This window comes from Nocardiopsis protaetiae, from assembly GCF_045446735.1.
Classification (GTDB): Bacteria; Actinomycetota; Actinomycetes; order Streptosporangiales; family Streptosporangiaceae; genus Nocardiopsis; species Nocardiopsis protaetiae.
The window spans coordinates 1-18,907 of the sequence record NZ_JBJJBV010000196.1 but is presented as its reverse complement, the minus strand read 5'-3'; the positions used below and the strand labels follow the sequence as shown (position 1 = coordinate 18,907).

Genomic DNA, 18,907 nt, shown 5'->3' with positions numbered 1-18,907 from the left:
CGGTATGTCCTTGTTCTTTTTTTCGCTGCGCGCCCTACTCGGCGGCGCCGCCCTCCAGGCGGGCCAGCTCCTCGTCCACCACGGACGGGTCGAGCTTGGCGAACAGCGGCTCGGGGCGGCCCAGCGGGGTGCCCGGCACGATCGGCAGGGACTCCCAGCGGGCGGCGTTGCCGGCGTAGTCACCGGTGATGACCGGGTAGTCCACCTTCTCCGCCGAGCCGCCGATGGTGTCGTGGCCGGTCTCCAGACGGGGCATGCCCGTCCAGGTGCCCTCGCCGCCCAGCATCGCGTACACCTTGTTGGCCGACTCCGGCAGGAACGGCGTGAGCAGGGTGTTGGCGTCCTGGACCAGCTGGAGCGCCACGTGCAGCACGGTGGCCATCCGCTCCGGGTCGGTCTTCTTCAGCGCCCACGGCGCCTGCTCGGAGATGTACTTGTTGGCCTCGGCGACGGTCCGCATCGCCTCCTGGAGCCCCGCCTTGAACTGCGAGCGCTCCAGGCGGGCGCCGACGGTGCCGAACGCGGCCCGGGACGCCTCCAGCACCCGGCGGTCCTCGTCGGTGAGCTCTCCCGCCGCGGGGATCTCACCGAGGTTCTTGGCCGCCATGGAGATGGAGCGGTTGACCAGGTTGCCCCAGGCCGCCACCAGCTCGTCGTTGTTGCGGCGCACGAACTCGGCCCAGGTGAAGTCGGTGTCCTGGGTCTCGGGCCCGGCGGCCATGATGTAGTACCGCAGCGCGTCGGCGGAGTAGCGCTCCAGGAAGTCGCGCACGTAGATGACCACGCGGCGCGAGGAGGAGAACTTGCGCCCCTCCATGGTGAGGAACTCGCTGGAGACCACCTCGGTGGGCACGTTCAGCGCGCCCAGCGGGCCGGGCTCGCCGCCCCGGTCGCCCCCGCCGCTCGCGCCCAGCAGGATGGCGGGCCAGATCACCGAGTGGAAGACGATGTTGTCCTTGCCCATGAAGTAGAAGGACTCCGGCTCCTCCCCCTGCCACCAGCGGCGCCACGCCTCGGGGTCGCCGGTGCGCTCGGCCCACTCGATGGACGCCGACAGGTAGCCGATGACGGCGTCGAACCACACGTACAGCCGCTTGTTGGCGTTGTCGCTCCACCCGTCCAGCGGGATCGGCACACCCCAGTCCAGGTCGCGGGTGACCGCGCGCGGCTGGAGGTCGTCCAGCAGGTTCACGGAGAACTTGAGGACGTTGGGGCGCCAGTCGCCCTCCTTGCCCTTGAGCCACTCCCCCAGCACCGAGGCGAACGCGGGCAGGTCGAGCATGAAGTGCTCGCTGTCCACGAACTCCGGGGTCTCGCCGTTGATCTTGGAGCGCGGCGAGATGAGGTCGATCGGGTCCAGCTGGTTGCCGCAGTTGTCGCACTGGTCGCCGCGGGCGCCGTCGTAGCCGCAGATCGGGCAGATGCCCTCGATGTAGCGGTCCGGCAGGGTGCGCCCCGTGGACGGGGAGATGGCGCCCTTGGTGGTGCGGGCGAAGACGTAGCCGTTGTCGTACAGCGTGGTGAAGAGCTTCTGCACCACGGAGTAGTGGTTGCCCGTGGTGGTGCGGGTGAACAGGTCGTAGGACAGGCCCAGGGCGACCAGGTCCTCGGCGATCACCCGGTTGTAGTGGTCGGCCAGCTCGCGGGCGGTGACGCCCTCCTGGTCCGCCAGGACCTGGATGGGGGTGCCGTGCTCGTCGGTGCCGCTGACCATCAGCACGTTGTTGCCCGACATTCGCTGGAAGCGCGAGAAGACGTCGGAGGGGACTCCGAAGCCGGACACGTGACCGATGTGGCGCGGTCCGTTGGTGTAAGGCCAAGCGACCGCGGTCAGGATGTGACGATTCGACGACATGCCCTAAGCCTAAAGCCGACGGCGGCCTGACACGCACTCCATTGCGGGTGCCACGGGCGCGTACTCCGGGACGGGAGATTCCCCGGGGACCACGGGTACCCGTATGCTCTGCTGGACGAACACGCGCGCATTGTGACGCATGCGACTCGGCGCCCGGCGGCGCTCCCGAACCTGAGGCGGTGGTCACCACGGCTCCCCGTGCCCTGACCCGTGCCGTCCGTGCCCGGGCCCGCCGCGTTCTCGACCGGCGCGTGCCGAAGCACCGCGCCCTGGCCCACCGTGTTCTGGCCGCCCCGCTGGTGGCGGGGGTGGCCCTGCTCGTCGTGTTCTCGGTGCCCGGGATCAGCGCGGGCGAGCCCGCGCTGCCGGCCCTGCCCTCCTACGGGGTGGCCAGCGCCCCCCGCCCGGCGGACGCCGAGACCGGGCACGACCGGGTGGAGCAGGCCGGGGACGGCGACCACCGGGTCACCGTCGGCCCGCCGCCCTCGACCTGTGACACCAGGTCCGGGGCACGCGACCTGCCCGACGCGCTGCCCGTCCCCGTCCTGAGCCTGGCCTCCTGGGACCAGCCCTGGTGGCCCGCCGACCCGCCGAGCGCCGAACCGGTGCCCGAGCAGGGGGTTCCGCGGGACCTGCCGCCGACCCGGGCCCCGCCTCTCACCGCGCTCCCGTCCTGATCCCATCCCCGGACGCCGCATCCCCCGGCCCCCGTGCCCGCAGCGCGTCCGGATCTCCATCGGCTTTTTCGCAGTGAGAGGTAACGACCCCTTGGCCACGTCCACATCGACTTCGACGGGAGCGGGGGCGCGCTGGTCGCGCGCCCTCATCTCCCTGCTCGTGATCGCCGTCGCCTTCGGCGCGGCTTGGTTCATCCCACCCCGCCTGGGCCTCGACCTGAGCGGCGGTACCCAGATCGTCCTGGAGACCCAGGACGGCCCCGACGGCACCCCGGCCAACTCGGAGAACACCGACCAGGTCGTCGAGGTGCTGCGCCAGCGCATCGACCGCCTCGGCGTGGCCGAGGCGACCATGTCCCGCTCCGGTGAGAACCGCATCATCGTGGAGCTCCCCGGCGTGCAGGACCCCGCCGAGGCGGCCCAGATCGTCGGCCAGACCGCGCAGCTGTCCTTCCACCCCGTGCTGGGTGTGGGCCAGGCCGGCGGCCAGGGCGTCCAGGCGCCCGGCGACTTCGCCAACGCGCCCGAGGGCGAGGCCGACGAGGCCCGCGCCCCGCGGGACACCGAGGACGCCCCCGCCGAGGAGGGCGCCGAGGGTGCCGAAGGCGGCGAGGACGGCACCGGCGGCATGACCGACGAGGAGCTCCAGGAGCTGCTCAGCGGCATGGGCGGCGGCCAGGGCCAGCAGCCCGGCCAGGCCGGCCCCAGCGCCGAGAACCCCGAGGACGTCGTCATGACGCTCCCGGACTCCGACGGCACCAACCTCCAGCTCGGCGAGACCGCCATCAAGGGCGACCGGGTGTCCAGCGCCGACGCCGCGCTCGACAGCGTCAACCGCGCCCAGTGGACGGTCAACGTCAGCTTCCGCGGCGAGGGCCGCGACCAGTGGAAGCAGTTGACCGCGCAGGCCGCCTGCTACCCGCAGGGCGACCCGCGCCGCCGGGTGGCGATCGTGCTGGACAACCAGATCATCTCCGCCCCGGAGGTGAACCCGGACATCGGCTGCGAGGTCGGTATGTCCGGTGGCCAGACCACGATCACCAGCCCCACCTTCAACAGTGAGAGCGCCAACGAGCTGGCCGTCCTCATCGAGGGCGGCTCCCTGCCGCTGCCGGTGACCGAGGTCCAGCGCCAGACGGTCGGCCCGACCCTGGGCGCCGAGGCCATCCAGGCCAGCGCGATCGCGGCGCTGCTGGGCATCGCCTTCACCGCCCTGTACATCACCCTGGCCTACCGCCTGGTCGGCTTCCTGGCGTCGCTGGCCCTGGCGTTCTACACACTGATCGCCTACGGCGTGCTGGTCGCGCTGGGGGCGACGCTCACCCTGCCCGGCCTGGCGGGCTTCGTGCTCTCGATCGGTATGGCCATCGACGCCAACGTGCTGATCTTCGAGCGCGCCCGCGAGGAGTACCAGCGCCAGCAGGCGGTGTACAAGGCCAACCGCGCCTCCGGGATGAAGGACGGCGACGACAACGGCAAGTCCGGCGGCGCCCTGGCCCGCCGCCGCCGCCGCGCCGTGCCGCCGAGCCTGGAGAAGTCCTTCGTGGAGGGCACCCGCAAGGCGTGGAGCGCGGTGCTCGACACCAACGTCACCACGCTGCTCGCCGCCGGTCTGCTGTTCTTCCTGGCCTCGGGCACCGTGCAGGGCTTCGGCGTCACCCTGAGCATCGGCACCATCGTGTCGATGTTCTCGGCGCTGGTCATCGCCCGCGTGTTCGTGGAGTGGGCGGTGCGCCGCTCCATCATCCGCAAGCACCCGGCCGTCAGCGGCCTGGACCGGATCGGCCCGGTCCGCACCTGGCTGGTCAAGAAGAACCCCGACATCATGAAGCACCGCGCCAAGGGGCTCATCGTCGCGGGTGTGCTGGTGGTGGCCGCCCTGGTCGCCCCGGTCGTGCAGAACGTCAACCTGGGCGTGGAGTTCACCGGCGGCCGGGTCCTCGAATACGCGATCACCGGGGACACCGACGTGAGCGTGGACGAGGCCCGCGCGATCGTCTCCGACCTGGGCTTCGCGGGTTCGGACACGGCCGTGGTGCAGGAGGCCGGCGACGGCGACATCTCCGTGCGCACCGGCCAGCTCAGCGACACCGACGCGGCGGCGATCACCGAGGCGCTGGCGGAGGAGACCGGCGGCGTCGAGCTGGTGAGCGACGAGCTCATCGGCCCGAGCATGGGCGATGAGCTGCGCAACCGGGCGCTCATCGCGCTGGGTGCGGCGCTGGCCCTGCAGATGATCTACCTGGCCTGGCGCTTCCGCTGGTCGTTCGGCGTCTCGACGATGCTGTCGCTGGCGTTCAACATGCTGCTGGTGATCGGCCTGTTCGTCTGGCTGGGCAAGCCGATCGACGGCGTGTTCCTCGCCGCGATCCTGAGCGTCATCGGCTTCACCGTCAACGACGCGGTCGTGGTGTTCGACCGCGTCCGGGACGAGTGGGCGCGCGACGAGAAGTCGTCGTTCAGGGACATCGCCAACCGGGCGATCATCAACACCCTGCCCCGTACCGTCAACACGACGGTCGGCGCGTGGATCATCCTGGGCTTCCTGACCTTCTTCGGCGGGTCCTCGCTCCAGGACTTCTCCATCGCGATGCTGGTCGGTCTGACCACGGGTGTGGTGTCGACGATGTTCGTCGCCGTGCCGCTGGCCGTGTGGCTGCAGAAGTGGGACAAGACCCCGCCGCCGCACGTCATCAAGGAGCGCAAGGCCAAGCAGCGCGTCGCCGCCAAGGCGGCCCGCGAGGCCGACGACGGCGCCGTCGTCTAGCGGCCGTCCGCGCGTCGTGGGACACGGAAGGGCCCCGGAACCGAGGTTCCGGGGCCCTTCCCGCGTTCGGCGGCGGTCAGCCCGTCTGGACCGGGACCGGCGCTCCCTCGGAGGCCTGCACCAGGACGAAGCCCTGGCCCTCCAGGGACAGCTGGAACGCCTCGCCGCTGCCGCGGCCGATGAGCGCCCCCGCCTTCATGGTGCGGCGCACCCCGGTCCGGAGCGAGCTGGACCAGGCGACGGCGGAGTCGGTGTCGACGAAGGTCGGCTGGTCGATGTTGAGCAGCACCGGGGTGCCGTGGCAGGCGATGGCGATCCGCCCCTGCCCGGTGAACGTGGTGTTGAACAGCCCGCCCGCGGCCATCCCGGCGCCCTGGACGCGCTTGATGTCCCAGGCCAGGCCCGGCTCGAAGGCCAGCACGTTGTCGCCGTTGACGGTGATGGAGTCCTGGCCCTCCAGGTCGATGAGGTGGATGTCCCAGGCGTCGCGGGCCAGGAAGACGTCGCCGCGGCCGCTCACCTTCATCAGGGGCATGCCCTCGCCGGTGAACGCCTTCTTGAGGAACCGGCCGACGCTGCCCGCGCCCTGGTAGTCGAAGTCCACCTGGCCCTGGTAGGCGACCATGGCGCCCTGGCGCGCGTAGAACTCCCCGCCCGCCCGTCGCCCTCCACCACCATCAACGGATGCGCTTCGCGCGCTGTCCTCTCCCAAGCCGACCCGGAGCATCTTGTGGTTCTGGAGGTGCATCCCCGGCTGGCTGATCTCCTGGGCCTGCTGGAAGAGCTGGCTGCGCATTCTGGTCTCCTCGTCATGAGCCGTGTTCCGCCTGGTTGGACGCGTCGTCCGGGGAAAGGTTCCCGGACACGGCGCCCTCATTCCCCGCCGTCGCCGCCGTCACCGGCGTCGCCGCCGACCCCGTGCACGAGGTCGTAGACACGGCGCTTGGGCACACCCGCCTCCTTGGCCACCCGGGCGATCGCGTCCTTGCGGCGGGCGCCCTCCTCCTCCAGGGCGTGCACCGCGGCCAGCAGGTCGGCGTCGGTGGCCGCCCCGCCCGCGGGCCGGGCCCCCTCGACCACCACGGAGATCTCGCCTCTGACCCCCTCGGCCGCCCAGGCGGCCAGCTCGGCCAGCCCGCCGCGGCGCACCTCCTCGTAGGTCTTGGTGAGCTCCCGGCAGACCGCCGCGCGGCGGTCGGGACCGAACGCCTCCGCCATCGCCGCCAGGGTGGCGGCCACCCGGTGCGGGCTCTCGAAGAACACCATGGTGCGCCGTTCGGCCGCCAGCTCGGCGAGATACCCCGCCAGCCCCTTGCGCGGGGGGAAGCCCTCGAAACAGAATCGGTCGGTGGGCAGGCCGGAGACCACCAGGGCGGTGGTCACCGCCGAGGGCCCGGGCACGGCCGTCACCGGGATGTCCTCGGCCGCGCAGGCGGCGGCCAGCCGGTACCCGGGGTCGGACACCCCGGGCATGCCCGCGTCGGTGACGACCAGGACGTCCCTGCCCTCGCGCAGGTCGGTGAGCAGCTCGTCGGTGCGGCGGCTCTCGTTGGCGTCGTAGTAGGACACGACCCGGGCACCCTCGGCGCCGCCGGGACGCACACCGGCGCGGGTGGCGAACTGGCGTAGCCTGCGGGTGTCCTCCGCAGCGATGACCCGGGCCTCCTCCAGGGCGCGCAGTAGCCTGGGCGGTGCGTCCTCAAGGTTGCCGATGGGGAGCCCGGCCAGGGTCAGCGTTCCGACCCGCCGCTTGCCATCGCCCTCAACCACTGTCATCCCCGTCCTGTCACGCTACGGTGGCGTCTATCACGCCACCCGAAACCTGTCTCACGGTCCGTCCGCAAAGGGACCCGACCCTCTCCGACCCCAACCTACGAGCCGAGATGACCACCACCGCACTTTCCTCCGAGGTCGAGCCGACCCCACCCGCTCCCCCACGCCCCTCGCCCCTGCGTGCCCGGTTCCTGCCCGTCGACCCGACCCCGGCGTGGATCGCCTGGCTGGGCGCCGTCCTCGTCGCCGCCTTCGCCGGCGCCCTGCGGTTCGTCGGCTTCGGAGAACCCGCCCGGATCTACTTCGACGAGACGTACTACGCCAAGGACGCCTACGGCCTCCTGAACTACGGCTACGAACACGAGACCGTCGAGGAGCCCGTCCCGGCCGACAGCCTGCTCCAGAACGGCGCCACCGCGTCGGACATCTTCACCGGGGGCGGCGACTTCATCGTCCACCCGCCGGTCGGCAAGTGGATGATCGCACTGGGCGACCTGCTGTGGGGGGCACTGCCGTTCGGCGAGTCGATGACCCCCGAGGCGTGGCGGTTCGCCGCGGTCCTGGCCGGCGTCGCCTCGGTCCTCATCCTGGTCCGGGTGGCCACCAGGATGACCCGCTCGGTGCTGCTGGGCTGCACCGCCGGCGTGATCCTGGCGCTGGACGGCCTGCACTTCACGCTGAGCCGCGTCGCCATGCTCGACATCTTCCTCACCCTGTGGATCCTGGCCGGGTTCGCGTGCCTGGTGGTCGACCGGGACAAGACCAGGGAGCGGCTGGCGCGGCTGGCCGAGGCCGGGGTGGACGTGGCCACCGTCGGCTGGCTGGGGATGCGCTGGTGGCGGCTGGCCGCCGGGCTGTGCTTCGGTCTCGCGGTGGGGACCAAGTGGTCGGCCCTGTTCTTCATCGCCGCGTTCGGCCTGCTCACCGTGGCGTGGGACTACGGGGCGCGCAGCAGCGCCGGCCAGAACCGGCCGGGGCTGCGGTGGCTCGGCTTCGACGCGGTCCCGGCGTTCGTGCAGACCGTGGTGGTGGCCGCGGTCGTCTACGTGGTGTCGTGGTCGGGCTGGCTGTTCACCCGGGGCGGCTACTACCGGGACCACGCCGACGGCCTGGCCCCGGACTTCCTGCCCGGGTTCCTGGCCGCGCCCTGGGAGGCCCTGTACAGCCTGTGGTACTACCACACGCGCATAATGGGCTTCCACGAGAACCTCAGCAGCGACCACACCTACATCTCCCAGCCGTGGGAGTGGATCATCATGCGCATGCCGGTGATGTTCCACTACAACGGCGAGGCCGTGGGCTGCACGAGCGGCGACTGCGTGACCTCGATCGTCTCCCTGGGGACCCCGGTCATCTGGTGGCTGTCCATCCTCGCCCTCACCGTGCTGGTGGGCTGGTGGGTCACCTTCCGCGACTGGCGGGCCGGGGCCGTGCTGCTGGGCGTGGCCGCGGGCTGGCTGCCGTGGTTCGCGTTCCCCGACCGCCCCATGTTCCTGTTCTACGCGCTGCCGATGCTGCCGTTCCTGGTGCTGGCGATCGTGCTCATGCTGGGCCTGGTGATGGGCGCCGGGGAGGAGAGCCCGCGCTTCTCGCCGTATCTGCGGGCGCTGGGCGGAATCGTGTTCGGCGTGGTGATGCTGTTGATCATCGCGCACTTCGCGTACCTGTACCCGGTGCTGGCCGCCTATCCGCTGGACAAGGAGCTGTGGGAGGAACGGCTGTGGTTCCGGGTGTGGATCTACGGGCGCGACGCACTGACGTGACCTGCGGGGGAGAACGGTCGCGTTCTCCATTAGTGGCAGCGCGGAAAGAAATCAATGCTTTCGCGTAGCCGAAACAGGACACACCGCGAGGGGGGATTCCCGCGCCGAAAGTCTCGGCAGGGGACCCCCCTCCCTGGTACTGTCGGCAACTGGTTGCTGTTGTAGTTTCCATGGATGCCCGAGGCGCCTCGCGGAACTTCACGTGGGCGCTTTTGCGGGGGACCGTTCTCTTCACTTCTGCGCCCGGCGACCCGGGGCCAGCAGGGTGCGGCCCCGTTGTAGTCCCCAAGGGAGAGCACATGGCTCAGGGCACCGTGAAGTGGTTCAACTCTGAAAAGGGTTTCGGGTTCATCGCCGTCGAGGGCGGCCAGCCCGACGTGTTCGTGCACTACTCGGCGATCTCGGGGAGCGGCTTCCGGAACCTGGAAGAGGACCAGCGGGTCGAGTTCGACATCATCCAGGGCCCCAAGGGCCCGCAGGCCGCGGACGTCCGTACCATCGCCTAGACAGATCGTGGCGGGTCCTCGGTGACCCGGCGGAACCGTCCAGGCGGGCGTTTCCCTCCACATACCTCCCGGCCCCCGTCCCTTCCCCAGGGGCGGGGGCCGACCGCGTCCGGGGGTGTTCCCCGGGGTGTCCGGGGGTGTTCCACGGGTGTCCGCGTTGTGATCCGGGCACGGTTACCCAAGCGCACCGATACCGGTTAACCTGCTTGAAGCCGGTCGGTATCCCGAGAACGAGGATCGTGCATGTTCAACATCAGCGGAGGAGAGTTCATCGTCCTCCTTCTGCTCGCGCTGTTGATCTTCGGTCCCGACCAGCTCCCCAAGGCCGCCCAGCAGGTGGGCCGGGTGCTGCGCCAGCTGCGCACCATGGCGAACTCCGCCACCAAGGACATCAAGGAGGGCCTGGGGCCGGAGTTCAAGGACTTCGAGGTCCAGGACCTCAACCCCAAGCGGTTCGTGCAGAAGCACTTCTGGGAGGAGGGCGAGGACGAGCCGCAGGTCAAGCCCGCGGCCCGGCTCAACGGCCGCCGTCCTCCCTTCGACGACGAGGCGACCTGACCGGGGCGGGGCCGGCCCCTTTCGCCTGATCGGTGCGGGTCACCTGACCGGCGCGGGGCCCGCCCCCTCTCACCCGGGCGGCCTCACCCGGCCAGGACCAGCACGAACAGCCCCAGCGCCAGCAGGATCAGCGAGCCGACGATGACGGCGGGCGAGCCGAAGGCCAGCACGAGCACCTCGGCGGCCAGCGCCCCGCCGATCGCGGCCGCCGCCCAGGGCCAGCGCGCCTCCGGCGACCAGCCGTTGCGGCGCTCGCGGGCCACGGTGACGCCGAAGGCGAGCGCGATGAGCGCCCAGAACAGCAGGTGGGCGACGGCCCGCACGGAGGGCTCGACGTAGTCGGCCATGCCGCCGACGACCATCACGTACAGGACCGTCCCGGTGGCCAGGCGCCAGTGGCCGCGGCCGCGTTCGGCGGGGATGTCGCGCAGCCGGGCCGGGGTGGTGCGGCGGAAGCGCTCGGCCGCCACGGGCCGCGGTTCGGGCTCCGGCGGCGGGGGCGGCTCGGGGCGGGGTCGGGGTGGTTGCGGCGGCGGCTCGTACCCTCCGACGGGCTCGGGGCCCTCCGGGTACTGGTGGCCACCGGGGTACTGGGGGGAGTCGGACACGGTCCGCCCCTTCACGGTCGGCGCTGTCCGGCCCTGGAGGCCGGGGGCTCTCGCCCCTCCCCTACCCGGAGCCCGGCGGTGTCAAATCCCCGCGCATGAGAAGACCCGGCCGTCCGTGCGGACCCCGTGAGGGGTACCACCGGGCGACCGGGCTCCGGGCTGACCGCGATCTAGAGCCAGGACCAACCGTTGGTGTCCTGGGAGCGCGAGGTCTGCTTGATCATGGCATGTACCTTTCGTGTGGTTTCAGCCCATCCCTGGACCACCTTGGACCACCCGACCGCCTCCGACAAGACCCTCATCCCAATGTTCATCATTTTATGACGCATCAGGACAGAAAGGACGGAAGGGCAGCGAACGAGCGAAGTGAGTACCACCGGAACCCCAGTTCAGCGGTACCGCGTTCGCGATCGCAGCTCACACCCTCCCCGATGACCTGCAAAAACAGGACCTACCAACGGCAAAATCACCCCACCCCACTTCACAGAGAGTAACCGATCAGGGATTTTTCAATTCTTCGCGACGATGCCTCCCCGAACACAATTCCGAGAGCTTCTCCCTGAATATCGGGAGCACTCCGATAAACCCCCGGAGATACCCCGCCCTCACCACCGGGGAAGGGCACCGGCCATCTGGCACTCTCCGTGATCACCTTGCGACAGAGGTTCTCGGGCACCAGGGGATCCCCGGGACCGCGTCCACCATTTATGGACGCACTAAACCTCGGTATATCGCCAGACACTTTCCGGGGTAATCCGCACACCCCGCCCTCCCCACCACCAGGTCACCCGCTTTCCGGCGGACGAGTCCGGGGAACGGCCGCACGGACCCCGGCGGGCACCCCTAAAGTAGGAGGCCCCGCACAGGGGATAGCCGCTTCGCCGGTGACACTCGGGGCTCCGGTCCGGAATCGACACCCCGCCCGAGGGGATATCCGACCGCCCCGCCGGGGGGCCGTGCCGCGCACGGCCCCCCGCTCGGTCGGCGGACCGGTCCTGTACGCCCAGGCGCAGCGGCCCGGTGGCCGCCGGCCGCTCCCTGCCGGGCCGGTGGCCGATGTCTGCCTTGCGGCACGGCCACACCCCGCGGAACGCCCTGGAGGCCGCCCTGGGCGTCGGCACGCGCACCTCGCCGACCCTCGCCGACCGCCCCGCCCGGGCCCCGCCGGACGGACCCCTCCAAAGCCATGAGCGGCCCGGGAATCCCCCCGAAAATCCCCCGGGAGACACGACGAAGGCCCCTCCCGAACCCGGGAGGGGCCTTCTGACCTTCGGTGGAGCTATGGGGATTTGAACCCCAGACCCCCTCGATGCGAACGAGGTGCGCTACCGGACTGCGCCATAGCCCCTTGAAGACGAGAGTAAGCCTAGCAGGATTCCGGGGGTGCTCCGAACCGGTTCCTGGAGCACCCCCGGGGCGGTCAGTCCCCGGCGGCGCGCAAGCGGGCGTCGGCGTACTGGTCGTAGACCTGGCTGCGCCGGTCGCGCAGGGCGATGATCTCCGCCTCGCGCTCGGCTTCGCGCTCCTGCTGCTCGGCCAGCCTGCGGGCGCGCAGGGCGGCGCGGCGGCGGGCCGCCAGGACGGCGGCCCGGCGCTCGGCGTCGGCCTTGGCGGCCTCGCGCAGGAGCACGAGGTGTCCGCCGAGCAGGAGCACCGGCGGCAGCGTCACCCACCAGGGACCCAGGCCGAAGGCGACGGCGACGGCCGTGCCGACGGTGAGCAGGGTCAGCGCGGTGGTGCGCCGGCGGCGGCGGGCGATGACCCGGGAGCGGCGTTCGCGGCCGGGTGGGGCGGGGAGCGGCGCGGGCTCGGCGGCGGGCGCCTCCTCCTCGATGCCCCCGTCCTCCTCGGCGTCCTCGGCTTCGGGGACCTCGGCGTCCACCTCGGTCCCGGTGTCCTCGTCCTCGCGCCGCGGGTCGTCGGGGACGGTGTCCACCGAGTCCTTCCGCAGCAGCATGGGGACGAGGACGATGAGCCATACGACCACGATGGCCAGGTACAGAGGAGAGCTGCTCATCACCCCTCCTCACGATGACGGCCACTGAACGTTGTCCGACACTTCGTCGACACCGCCCCGCGCGGTCCGTCCGGGGAGGGGAACGTCCGTCCTGGGGACGTGGTTCCCGACCTCGGACCTGTCCGGGAGGTCTCCCGGGCATATCCGCGCGCTGCCCGCATCGTCAATGCGTCTATGTTCCGCACGGTACGACCCCGTGTCCATAAATGCGCCACATTCTGACCGGAGTGTCGCAAGATTGTGGACCCTCAGTTTCGGTCGTCCGGGGCGGCTGAGCGTCGGTGCAGGTCAGGGGGTGACTGCACAGAGCAATGCCAATTCAACGCAAAGTAATTGATCAATGTCGTTAAAGAGAGGTTTAAGTTCCGGTCACACCCGTGATGGTGCCACGTTCAGTTCGGCCCGGGGCGCGGACTCGCCGGATGGCGGGGATCTCCACCGCCGTTCGGGTCCTGTGGCCCCAATGGGGAACCGGGACCGGAATCGGACTCCGGCGGAGTCCCCGAGGCTCTGCCCAGGCGCCACCGGTGCAGCAGCCCGTCCGGCACCTCCTCGGCCGTGAGCGCGTAGCAGATGTGGTCCCGCCAGGCCCCGTCGATGTGGAGCTGGCGTCTGCGCACGCCCTCGTCCCGGAAGCCCAGCTTGGTCGCGACGCGCCTGCTGGCCCGGTTCTCGGGGCGGATGTTGGCCTCGATCCGGTGCAGTCCGACCTTGAAGAAGGCGTGGTCCACGGCGAGGGCCACGGCCGTCGGGGTGATCCCGAGACCCGCGTGCGCGCTGTCGATCCAGTAGCCCACCTGTGCCGATCGCGCCGAGCCCCAGACGATGCCGCCGACGGACAGCTGCCCGACGAAGCGGCCCTCGTAGTACACCGACCAGGGCATGGACAGGCCCTGTCGGGCCTCCCGCCGGATGGCCTGGATCATGCCGACGTAGGGGGACAGTCCGGTGCTGCGCAGCGGCATCTCCGGGTAGGTCGGCTCCCAGGGCCGCAGCCATTCGGCGTTGCGGGCCCGGGTGTCGCGCAAGGCGGCGGCGTCGCGGAGGCGGAGCGGCCGGAGCTCGACCGGACCCTCCCCCAGGGTGACGGGCCACCCTTGTCTGCGATTCACGACCGTCCCTTCGCCGGCGCCCGCCGGGTTCCGGCTCCGACGGGGGACTCCAGTATTCCACTCCTCGGGCACGGCGTGTCGGGAGTCACCCTGTGCCCGAAAACGGATGGGCCCTAATGACGTTGGTTCCTCACCGGAAAGGAGTGCCAAGGTCAAGGAATTCTCCGTGGACGGAATGCCCGAGATGTGATTCCCGTCATTGCCCGGTTCATTCGGAACGCGGGTGATCCTCGCCACGCAACTGGTCCAGCGCATGGCCCAGAACCGGCTCCAGAACGTCCATTCCGTCACTCGCCCCGCCCCGCGAACCGGGCAGGTTCACCACCAGTACCCGCCGGTCACCGCGCACGATCACCCCGGCCAGGCCGCGCGAGAGGATCGCGGTGGGCACGCCCTTCTCCCGGCCCGCGGCCCGGATCGCCTCGGCGATCCCGGGCACCTCGTAGGCGAGCAGGGCACGGGTCACCTCGGGGGTGAGGTCCTGCGGGGTCACCCCGGTGCCGCCGGTGGTCAGCACCGCGTCGGCCCCTTCGAGCACCGCGCGCTCCAGCGCCGCGGCGACCGGCGGGCCGTCCGGCACCACCCAGGGGCCCAGCGGCTCGAAGCCCAGGGCCCGCAGCCGGTCGGCGATCACCGGCCCGGAGCGGTCGGGGTACACCCCCGCCGCCGCCCGGTTGGACGCCGTCACCACGGCCACGCGCCGGGCGGGGGTGTCACTCACCACGCCTCCAGTGGCCCTTCTTGCCGCCGGTCTTCTCCTCCACCCGGACCCGGGTGACCTCGGCCTCGGGGTCGACGGCCTTGACCATGTCCACCAGGCCCAGGGCGGCGGTCATGACGCTGGTCAGCGCCTCCATCTCCACCCCGGTGCGGTCGGCGGTGCGGACCGTCGCCCGGATGTCGACGCCCTCGTCGACGACGGTCAGCTCCACGTCCACACCGTGCACGGCGATGGGGTGGCACAGCGGAACGAGGTCGGGGGTGCGCTTGGCGCCCTGGATCCCGGCGATCCGCGCCACCGCCAGGGCGTCGCCCTTGGGCACCCCGCCGCCGCGCAGCGCGGCGACGGCCTCGGCGCTGAGCAGCACGCGGCCGGTGGCGGTAGCGGTGCGGGCGCTCACGTCCTTGGCGGAGACGTCGACCATGCGCGCCGCCCCCGACGCGTCCAGGTGGGTGAGCCCTCCGGGGTTCCCGTCCGCCCGTGGGGTGTCGCTCATCGTCGCCGTCCTCCGTGTCCGTGGCCTGCCGGGCCCACCGGGCCCTCCACGAAGGTACGGCACACGGGCCCCGCCCGTCCCACGGACCCCGTCGGCGGTCGGGCCGGGGCTGATCCCGGATGGGGCCGAACCGGGGCGGGGCGGGCAGGACCAGGGTCTCCACGACCGTCCCCGGCGGCAGCTCCGTGACCTCCTCGGGCACGACGATCAGCGCGTTGGTGGTGGTGAGCGCGGTCAGCTGGTGCGACTCCTGCCGGGTCAGCGGCGTCACCGCCGCCTCCCGGCCCGCGGCGGCGGGCGCCAGCACCCCGCGCAGGTAGGAGCGGCGCCCGGGCGGCGAGGCGACCGGAGCGGTCAGCCGGGCGCGGACGCCCTCCAGCGGAGTCGGCGGCAGGCCGCGCAGGCGGCGCAGCACCGGCAGGACCAGCACCTGGAAGGAGACGAACGCGCTCACCGGGTTGCCCGGCAGGGTGATGATCGGGGTGCGGTCCGGGCCGATGACGCCGAACCCCTGGGGCTTGCCCGGCTGCATCGCCACCTGGGCGAACTCGACGGTGCCCTGGGCGCTGAGCACCTCCTTGACCACGTCGTAGGCGCCCATGCTCACCCCGCCGGTCGTGACGACCAGGTCGGCGCGGACCAGCAGCCCCTCCAATGTGTCCAGGACCTTGGCCGGGTCGTCGCCGACGAACCCGTGGCGGTGCACCTCGCAGCCCGCGTCCCGGGCGGCGGCCGCCACCATGAAGCTGTTGGACTCCCAGATCTGGCCGGGGCCCAGCGGGCGGCCCGGCTCCACGAGTTCCTCGCCGGTGGAGAGCACCACCACGCGCGGGCGGGGGAAGACCGGGACGGTGCGGCGGCCCACGGCGGCCAGCACGCCCATCTCCCCGGCGCCGATGCGCGCACCGGGTTCCAGCACCACCGTTCCGGCCTCGATGTCGCCGCCCGCCCGGCGGATCGCGTTGCCCTCCCGGACCGGCCGGGAGAAGGCGGCCCGGGCGGCGTCGCCGTCGGTCCACTCCACCGGGACGACCGCGTCGGCGCCGACCGGCAGGGGCGCGCCGGTCATGATGCGGGCGCACATGCCGGGGCGGACGGCCACCGGGGACGGGTCGCCCGCGGCGATGTCGGCGACCACCGGGAGCCGGACCGGGGCCTGCGGGGTGGCGTCCGCCAGGTCGGCGGCGTGGACGGCGTACCCGTCCATGGAGGAGTTGTCGAAGCCCGGCAGGGAGACAGGGGAGGCGACCGTCTCGGCCAGGACGGTGCCGTGCGCCTGGAACAGGTCGACCTCGACCGGCCGGGGGTCGTCCACCACGGCCAGGATGTCGGCGATGTGCTGTTCGACGCTCTTCACGGGGGCTCCTCCGATTCGCGGCCAGGATGCGGGCACCCGCGGGCGCCCACGCCCCATTGTGGCCGGGGCCGGGGCTGCGGGCGCGAACCCGCCCCCGGTCCGTGCGTCACACGGCCGGAGGGGTCACTTCCCGGGGACGCCCGCGGGGGCGTTCCGGTCGACGAACTCGCGCAGCCACGGCAGCAGCTCGTCGGCCAGGTCCGGGCGGCGGCAGGCGAAGTCCACGACGGTGCGGATGTAGTCGGCCTTGTTGCCGGTGTCGTAGCGGTGGCCGCGGAACAGGACGCCGCGGACCGTGCCGCCGTCCTCGGGCTTGCGGCGGGCCAGCTCGCGCAGGGCGTCGGTGAGCTGGATCTCGCCGCCCCGGCCCGGCGGGGTCTCGTGCAGCACCGGGAAGACCTCCGGGTCGCAGATGTAGCGGCCGATGATCGCCCAGCGGCTGGGGGCCTGCTCCGGGGCGGGCTTCTCCACCAGGTCCGTCACCACGACGACGTCGTCCTCGTCGGTGGGCTCGATGCCCGCGCAGCCGTAGAGGGAGACCTGCTCGGGCTCGACCTCCATGAGCGCGACCACGCTGCCGCCGTGCTTGTGGCGGACCTCGATCATGCGGCGCAGCAGGTCGGCGGACTCGATGAGGTCGTCGCCGAGCAGGACCGCGAACGGGTTGTCGCCCACGTGCGCCTCCGCGCACAGCACCGCGTGCCCCAGGCCGCGCGGCTCCCCCTGCCGGACGTAGTGGACCTGCGCCAGGTTGCTGGGCTCGCGGACCGAACGCAGCCGCTCGGCGTCCCCCTTGGACTCCAGGGCCTCTTCGAGCTCGTAGGCCCGGTCGAAGTGGTCCTCGATGGAGCGCTTGTTGCGGCCCGTGATCATGAGAACGTCGTGCAGGTCGGCGGCGACGGCCTCCTCCAGGACGTACTGGATCGCGGGCTTGTCCACGATCGGGAGCATCTCCTTGGGGGTGGCCTTGGTGGCCGGGAGGAAGCGGGTCCCCAGGCCGGCCGCGGGTACGACCGCCTTGGTCACGGGGGTGGGAGCGGGGTTGGGGTGGTCACTGGCGTTCATGTCGGCACTCTAAGGCAGTCCCCGGTCGGCCACGATGCTCCTTGGTCTTCCGTGCGTCGAGAAGTCCCGGCGGTTTCGGGCCCGAGTAGGACGAAAGCCACCCCTCGTTCACCGGGGGTGCGCTGGCACACTGGCCGCATGGACGAGACGACACGGTCGGAGAAGCGGCGGATGCGGCGGGACGTCCTGGCGGCGCGCCGGGCGATGGACCCCGGGGAGCGCGAACGCGCCGGGTCGGCCGTGCGCGACACCCTCACCGGGCTGCCGTGGCTGGCCATGAGCGGGACCGTGGCCTGCTACTACTCGGTGGGCACCGAGCCGGACACCCGCAAGCTCGTCGCGGCGCTGTGGAAGCGGGGCACCTACGTGCTGCTGCCGGTCTTCCTGCCCGACGGGAACCTGGACTGGGCGGCCTACGACGGCCCCCAGAGCCTGGAGCCCGCCGCCCTGGGGCTGATGGAGCCCACCGGGCGCCGCTACGGGGTCGGGGCGCTGGCCACCGCCGACGCCGTGGTGTGCCCGGCGCTGGCCGTGGACCGTGCCGGAGGGCGGCTGGGCCGGGGCGCCGGGTGCTACGACCGGGCGCTGGCGCTGCGCGGGCCGAACTGCCCGGCGATCGCCGTGGTGTACGACGACGGGTTCGTGGACGCGGTGCCCGGCGAGGAGCACGACCTGCGGGTGGACGCGGTGGTGACCCCGGGCGGGGGGCTGCACGTGTTCGACGGCGGGGTGTGGCCCGACCGGGGGTGAGCGGGGCTCGGGTGGCAGGGTCGCAGGTGGCCGGACCGGGGGTGGCCGGGGTGGCGGGACCGCGGGCGCCCTGGGGCGTGCCGGTGCCATGAGACCGGCCGCTGGGTCGAGCGTGCCGGGGCGGCGGGATTAAGCGGGCGCCGGGGTGCGTTGTCAGGGAGGATCGCGCTCCGGCTCGACTGACGACGCCCCCGACCGGTGTCCCCACTGTCACGGCCCCGGTCGTCGAGCGCGTACTATTTAGCAGTCAACGGGCGAGAGTGCCAGCAAGGAGGACCCGAACAGTGCCTACGTACCAGTACGCGTGCACCGAGTGCGGCGCCCAGATGGAGGTCGTGCAGAGCTTCAGTGACGACGCCCTGACCGTCTGCCCCGAGTGCGAGGGCCGACTGCGCAAGGTCTACTCGGCCGTGGGCATCGTCTTCAAGGGCTCCGGCTTCTACCGCACCGACAGCGGCAAGACCTCCAACAGCTCTTCCCTGACCGGCTCCAGCACCACCACCGCCCCCGCCGCCTCCGGCAAGACCGAGTCCGCGGGCTCGGAGGCCTCCTCCTCGTCGGCCCCCGCCAAGAGCGAGAGCACGAGCGGCAGCGCCACCACCGCCGCGACCGGTGGCTGAGGCCACCGGCCGTTGACCGATTTCCTCCGCGCCGCCGAGTCCTCGGCGGCGCGCGGCGCGTCCGGGGCCCGGCGGCACCCCGCCCGAGGCCGCTGAGGGACCGATACCCCCACCGCAGAGCGGTCGGCGGCGTGATGCGCCCGAAGCCCGACACGACTCTGACCGAGGCCCCTGAGGGACCGCACACCCCCACACCGAGCCGTCATCGGCACGGCGCGCCCGGGGGCCGACGGCACCCGGAGCGAGACCGCCGAAGAGCCGC

General features: G+C 71.9%; 16 protein-coding genes, 1 tRNA gene and 1 pseudogene. 7 read left to right on the top strand and 11 right to left on the bottom strand.

Features of this window, described 5'->3' with window-relative positions; genetic code table 11:
- Nucleotides 1-34: 34 nt before the first annotated feature.
- Nucleotides 35-1,855: a methionine--tRNA ligase gene (gene metG / locus ACJOT3_RS25010; protein ID WP_406975540.1), complete on the bottom strand. Its 1,821-nt coding sequence runs from the start codon at nucleotides 1,853-1,855 to the stop codon at nucleotides 35-37.
- Between the two features lie 251 nt (nucleotides 1,856-2,106).
- On the opposite strand from metG, the gene ACJOT3_RS25005 reads away from it, so the two are divergent.
- Together ACJOT3_RS25005 and secD are read left to right on the top strand one after the other, a co-directional pair.
- A complete protein-coding gene (locus ACJOT3_RS25005) occupies nucleotides 2,107-2,532 on the top strand; it encodes a hypothetical protein (protein WP_406975539.1) in 426 nt (141 codons plus the stop codon).
- A 91-nt stretch (nucleotides 2,533-2,623) separates the two neighbouring features.
- Nucleotides 2,624-5,299: a protein translocase subunit SecD gene (gene secD / locus ACJOT3_RS25000; protein ID WP_406975538.1), complete on the top strand. Its 2,676-nt coding sequence runs from the start codon at nucleotides 2,624-2,626 to the stop codon at nucleotides 5,297-5,299.
- Between the two features lie 76 nt (nucleotides 5,300-5,375).
- Here secD and ACJOT3_RS24995 read toward each other — a convergent pair whose 3' ends face one another.
- Nucleotides 5,376-6,095, bottom strand: coding sequence for an AIM24 family protein (locus tag ACJOT3_RS24995; protein ID WP_406975537.1), 720 nt, complete (start codon nucleotides 6,093-6,095; stop codon nucleotides 5,376-5,378).
- Between the two features lie 77 nt (nucleotides 6,096-6,172).
- Nucleotides 6,173-7,075: a 16S rRNA (cytidine(1402)-2'-O)-methyltransferase gene (gene rsmI, locus ACJOT3_RS24990; protein ID WP_406975536.1), complete on the bottom strand. Its 903-nt coding sequence runs from the start codon at nucleotides 7,073-7,075 to the stop codon at nucleotides 6,173-6,175.
- 107 nt (nucleotides 7,076-7,182) lie between these two features.
- Between rsmI and ACJOT3_RS24985 the strand changes: the two genes are divergently transcribed.
- From ACJOT3_RS24985 to ACJOT3_RS24975, 3 genes are all read left to right on the top strand, one after another.
- Nucleotides 7,183-8,835, top strand: a complete 1,653-nt coding sequence (locus tag ACJOT3_RS24985) for a dolichyl-phosphate-mannose--protein mannosyltransferase (protein WP_406975535.1) — start codon at nucleotides 7,183-7,185, stop codon at nucleotides 8,833-8,835.
- 299 nt (nucleotides 8,836-9,134) lie between these two features.
- Entirely contained in the window at nucleotides 9,135-9,341 is a 207-nt protein-coding gene (locus tag ACJOT3_RS24980) for a cold-shock protein (protein ID WP_073377082.1), read from the top strand.
- A gap of 243 nt (nucleotides 9,342-9,584) precedes the next feature.
- Nucleotides 9,585-9,899 (top strand): sec-independent translocase, encoded by a 315-nt coding sequence (locus ACJOT3_RS24975; RefSeq protein WP_406975534.1) that lies wholly within the window; start codon nucleotides 9,585-9,587, stop codon nucleotides 9,897-9,899.
- An 83-nt stretch (nucleotides 9,900-9,982) separates the two neighbouring features.
- Here ACJOT3_RS24975 and ACJOT3_RS24970 read toward each other — a convergent pair whose 3' ends face one another.
- From ACJOT3_RS24970 to galU, 8 genes and pseudogenes are all read right to left on the bottom strand, one after another.
- The gene (locus ACJOT3_RS24970; RefSeq protein ID WP_406975533.1) at nucleotides 9,983-10,507 is read right to left on the bottom strand and encodes a hypothetical protein; all 525 of its coding nucleotides are present in this window, start codon (nucleotides 10,505-10,507) and stop codon (nucleotides 9,983-9,985) included.
- Between the two features lie 1,274 nt (nucleotides 10,508-11,781).
- Nucleotides 11,782-11,855, bottom strand: a tRNA-Ala gene (locus tag ACJOT3_RS24965).
- 72 nt (nucleotides 11,856-11,927) lie between these two features.
- On the bottom strand, nucleotides 11,928-12,524 hold the full coding sequence (gene sepX, locus ACJOT3_RS24960) for a divisome protein SepX/GlpR (RefSeq protein WP_406975532.1): 597 nt from the start codon (nucleotides 12,522-12,524) through the stop codon (nucleotides 11,928-11,930).
- 392 nt (nucleotides 12,525-12,916) lie between these two features.
- The gene (locus tag ACJOT3_RS24955; protein ID WP_406975531.1) at nucleotides 12,917-13,636 is read right to left on the bottom strand and encodes a GNAT family N-acetyltransferase; all 720 of its coding nucleotides are present in this window, start codon (nucleotides 13,634-13,636) and stop codon (nucleotides 12,917-12,919) included.
- Nucleotides 13,637-13,844: 208 nt separating this feature from the next.
- The gene (locus tag ACJOT3_RS24950) at nucleotides 13,845-14,360 is read right to left on the bottom strand and encodes a MogA/MoaB family molybdenum cofactor biosynthesis protein (protein ID WP_406975530.1); all 516 of its coding nucleotides are present in this window, start codon (nucleotides 14,358-14,360) and stop codon (nucleotides 13,845-13,847) included.
- Entirely contained in the window at nucleotides 14,350-14,853 is a 504-nt protein-coding gene (gene moaC / locus ACJOT3_RS24945; protein WP_406975541.1) for a cyclic pyranopterin monophosphate synthase MoaC, read from the bottom strand. The genes ACJOT3_RS24950 and moaC overlap by 11 nt, the downstream gene beginning before the upstream one ends.
- A 142-nt stretch (nucleotides 14,854-14,995) precedes the next feature.
- Nucleotides 14,996-16,210, bottom strand: a pseudogene (gene glp, locus ACJOT3_RS24940) (molybdotransferase-like divisome protein Glp); the annotation flags it as partial.
- 123 nt (nucleotides 16,211-16,333) lie between these two features.
- On the bottom strand, nucleotides 16,334-17,275 hold the full coding sequence (gene galU, locus ACJOT3_RS24935; RefSeq protein ID WP_406975529.1) for a UTP--glucose-1-phosphate uridylyltransferase GalU: 942 nt from the start codon (nucleotides 17,273-17,275) through the stop codon (nucleotides 16,334-16,336).
- 138 nt (nucleotides 17,276-17,413) lie between these two features.
- On the opposite strand from galU, the gene ACJOT3_RS24930 reads away from it, so the two are divergent.
- Together ACJOT3_RS24930 and ACJOT3_RS24925 are read left to right on the top strand one after the other, a co-directional pair.
- Complete coding sequence (locus tag ACJOT3_RS24930; protein ID WP_406975528.1) at nucleotides 17,414-18,025, top strand: 5-formyltetrahydrofolate cyclo-ligase; 612 nt, start codon at nucleotides 17,414-17,416, stop codon at nucleotides 18,023-18,025.
- Between the two features lie 284 nt (nucleotides 18,026-18,309).
- On the top strand, nucleotides 18,310-18,645 hold the full coding sequence (locus tag ACJOT3_RS24925; RefSeq protein WP_406975527.1) for an FmdB family zinc ribbon protein: 336 nt from the start codon (nucleotides 18,310-18,312) through the stop codon (nucleotides 18,643-18,645).
- Nucleotides 18,646-18,907 lie beyond the last annotated feature (262 nt).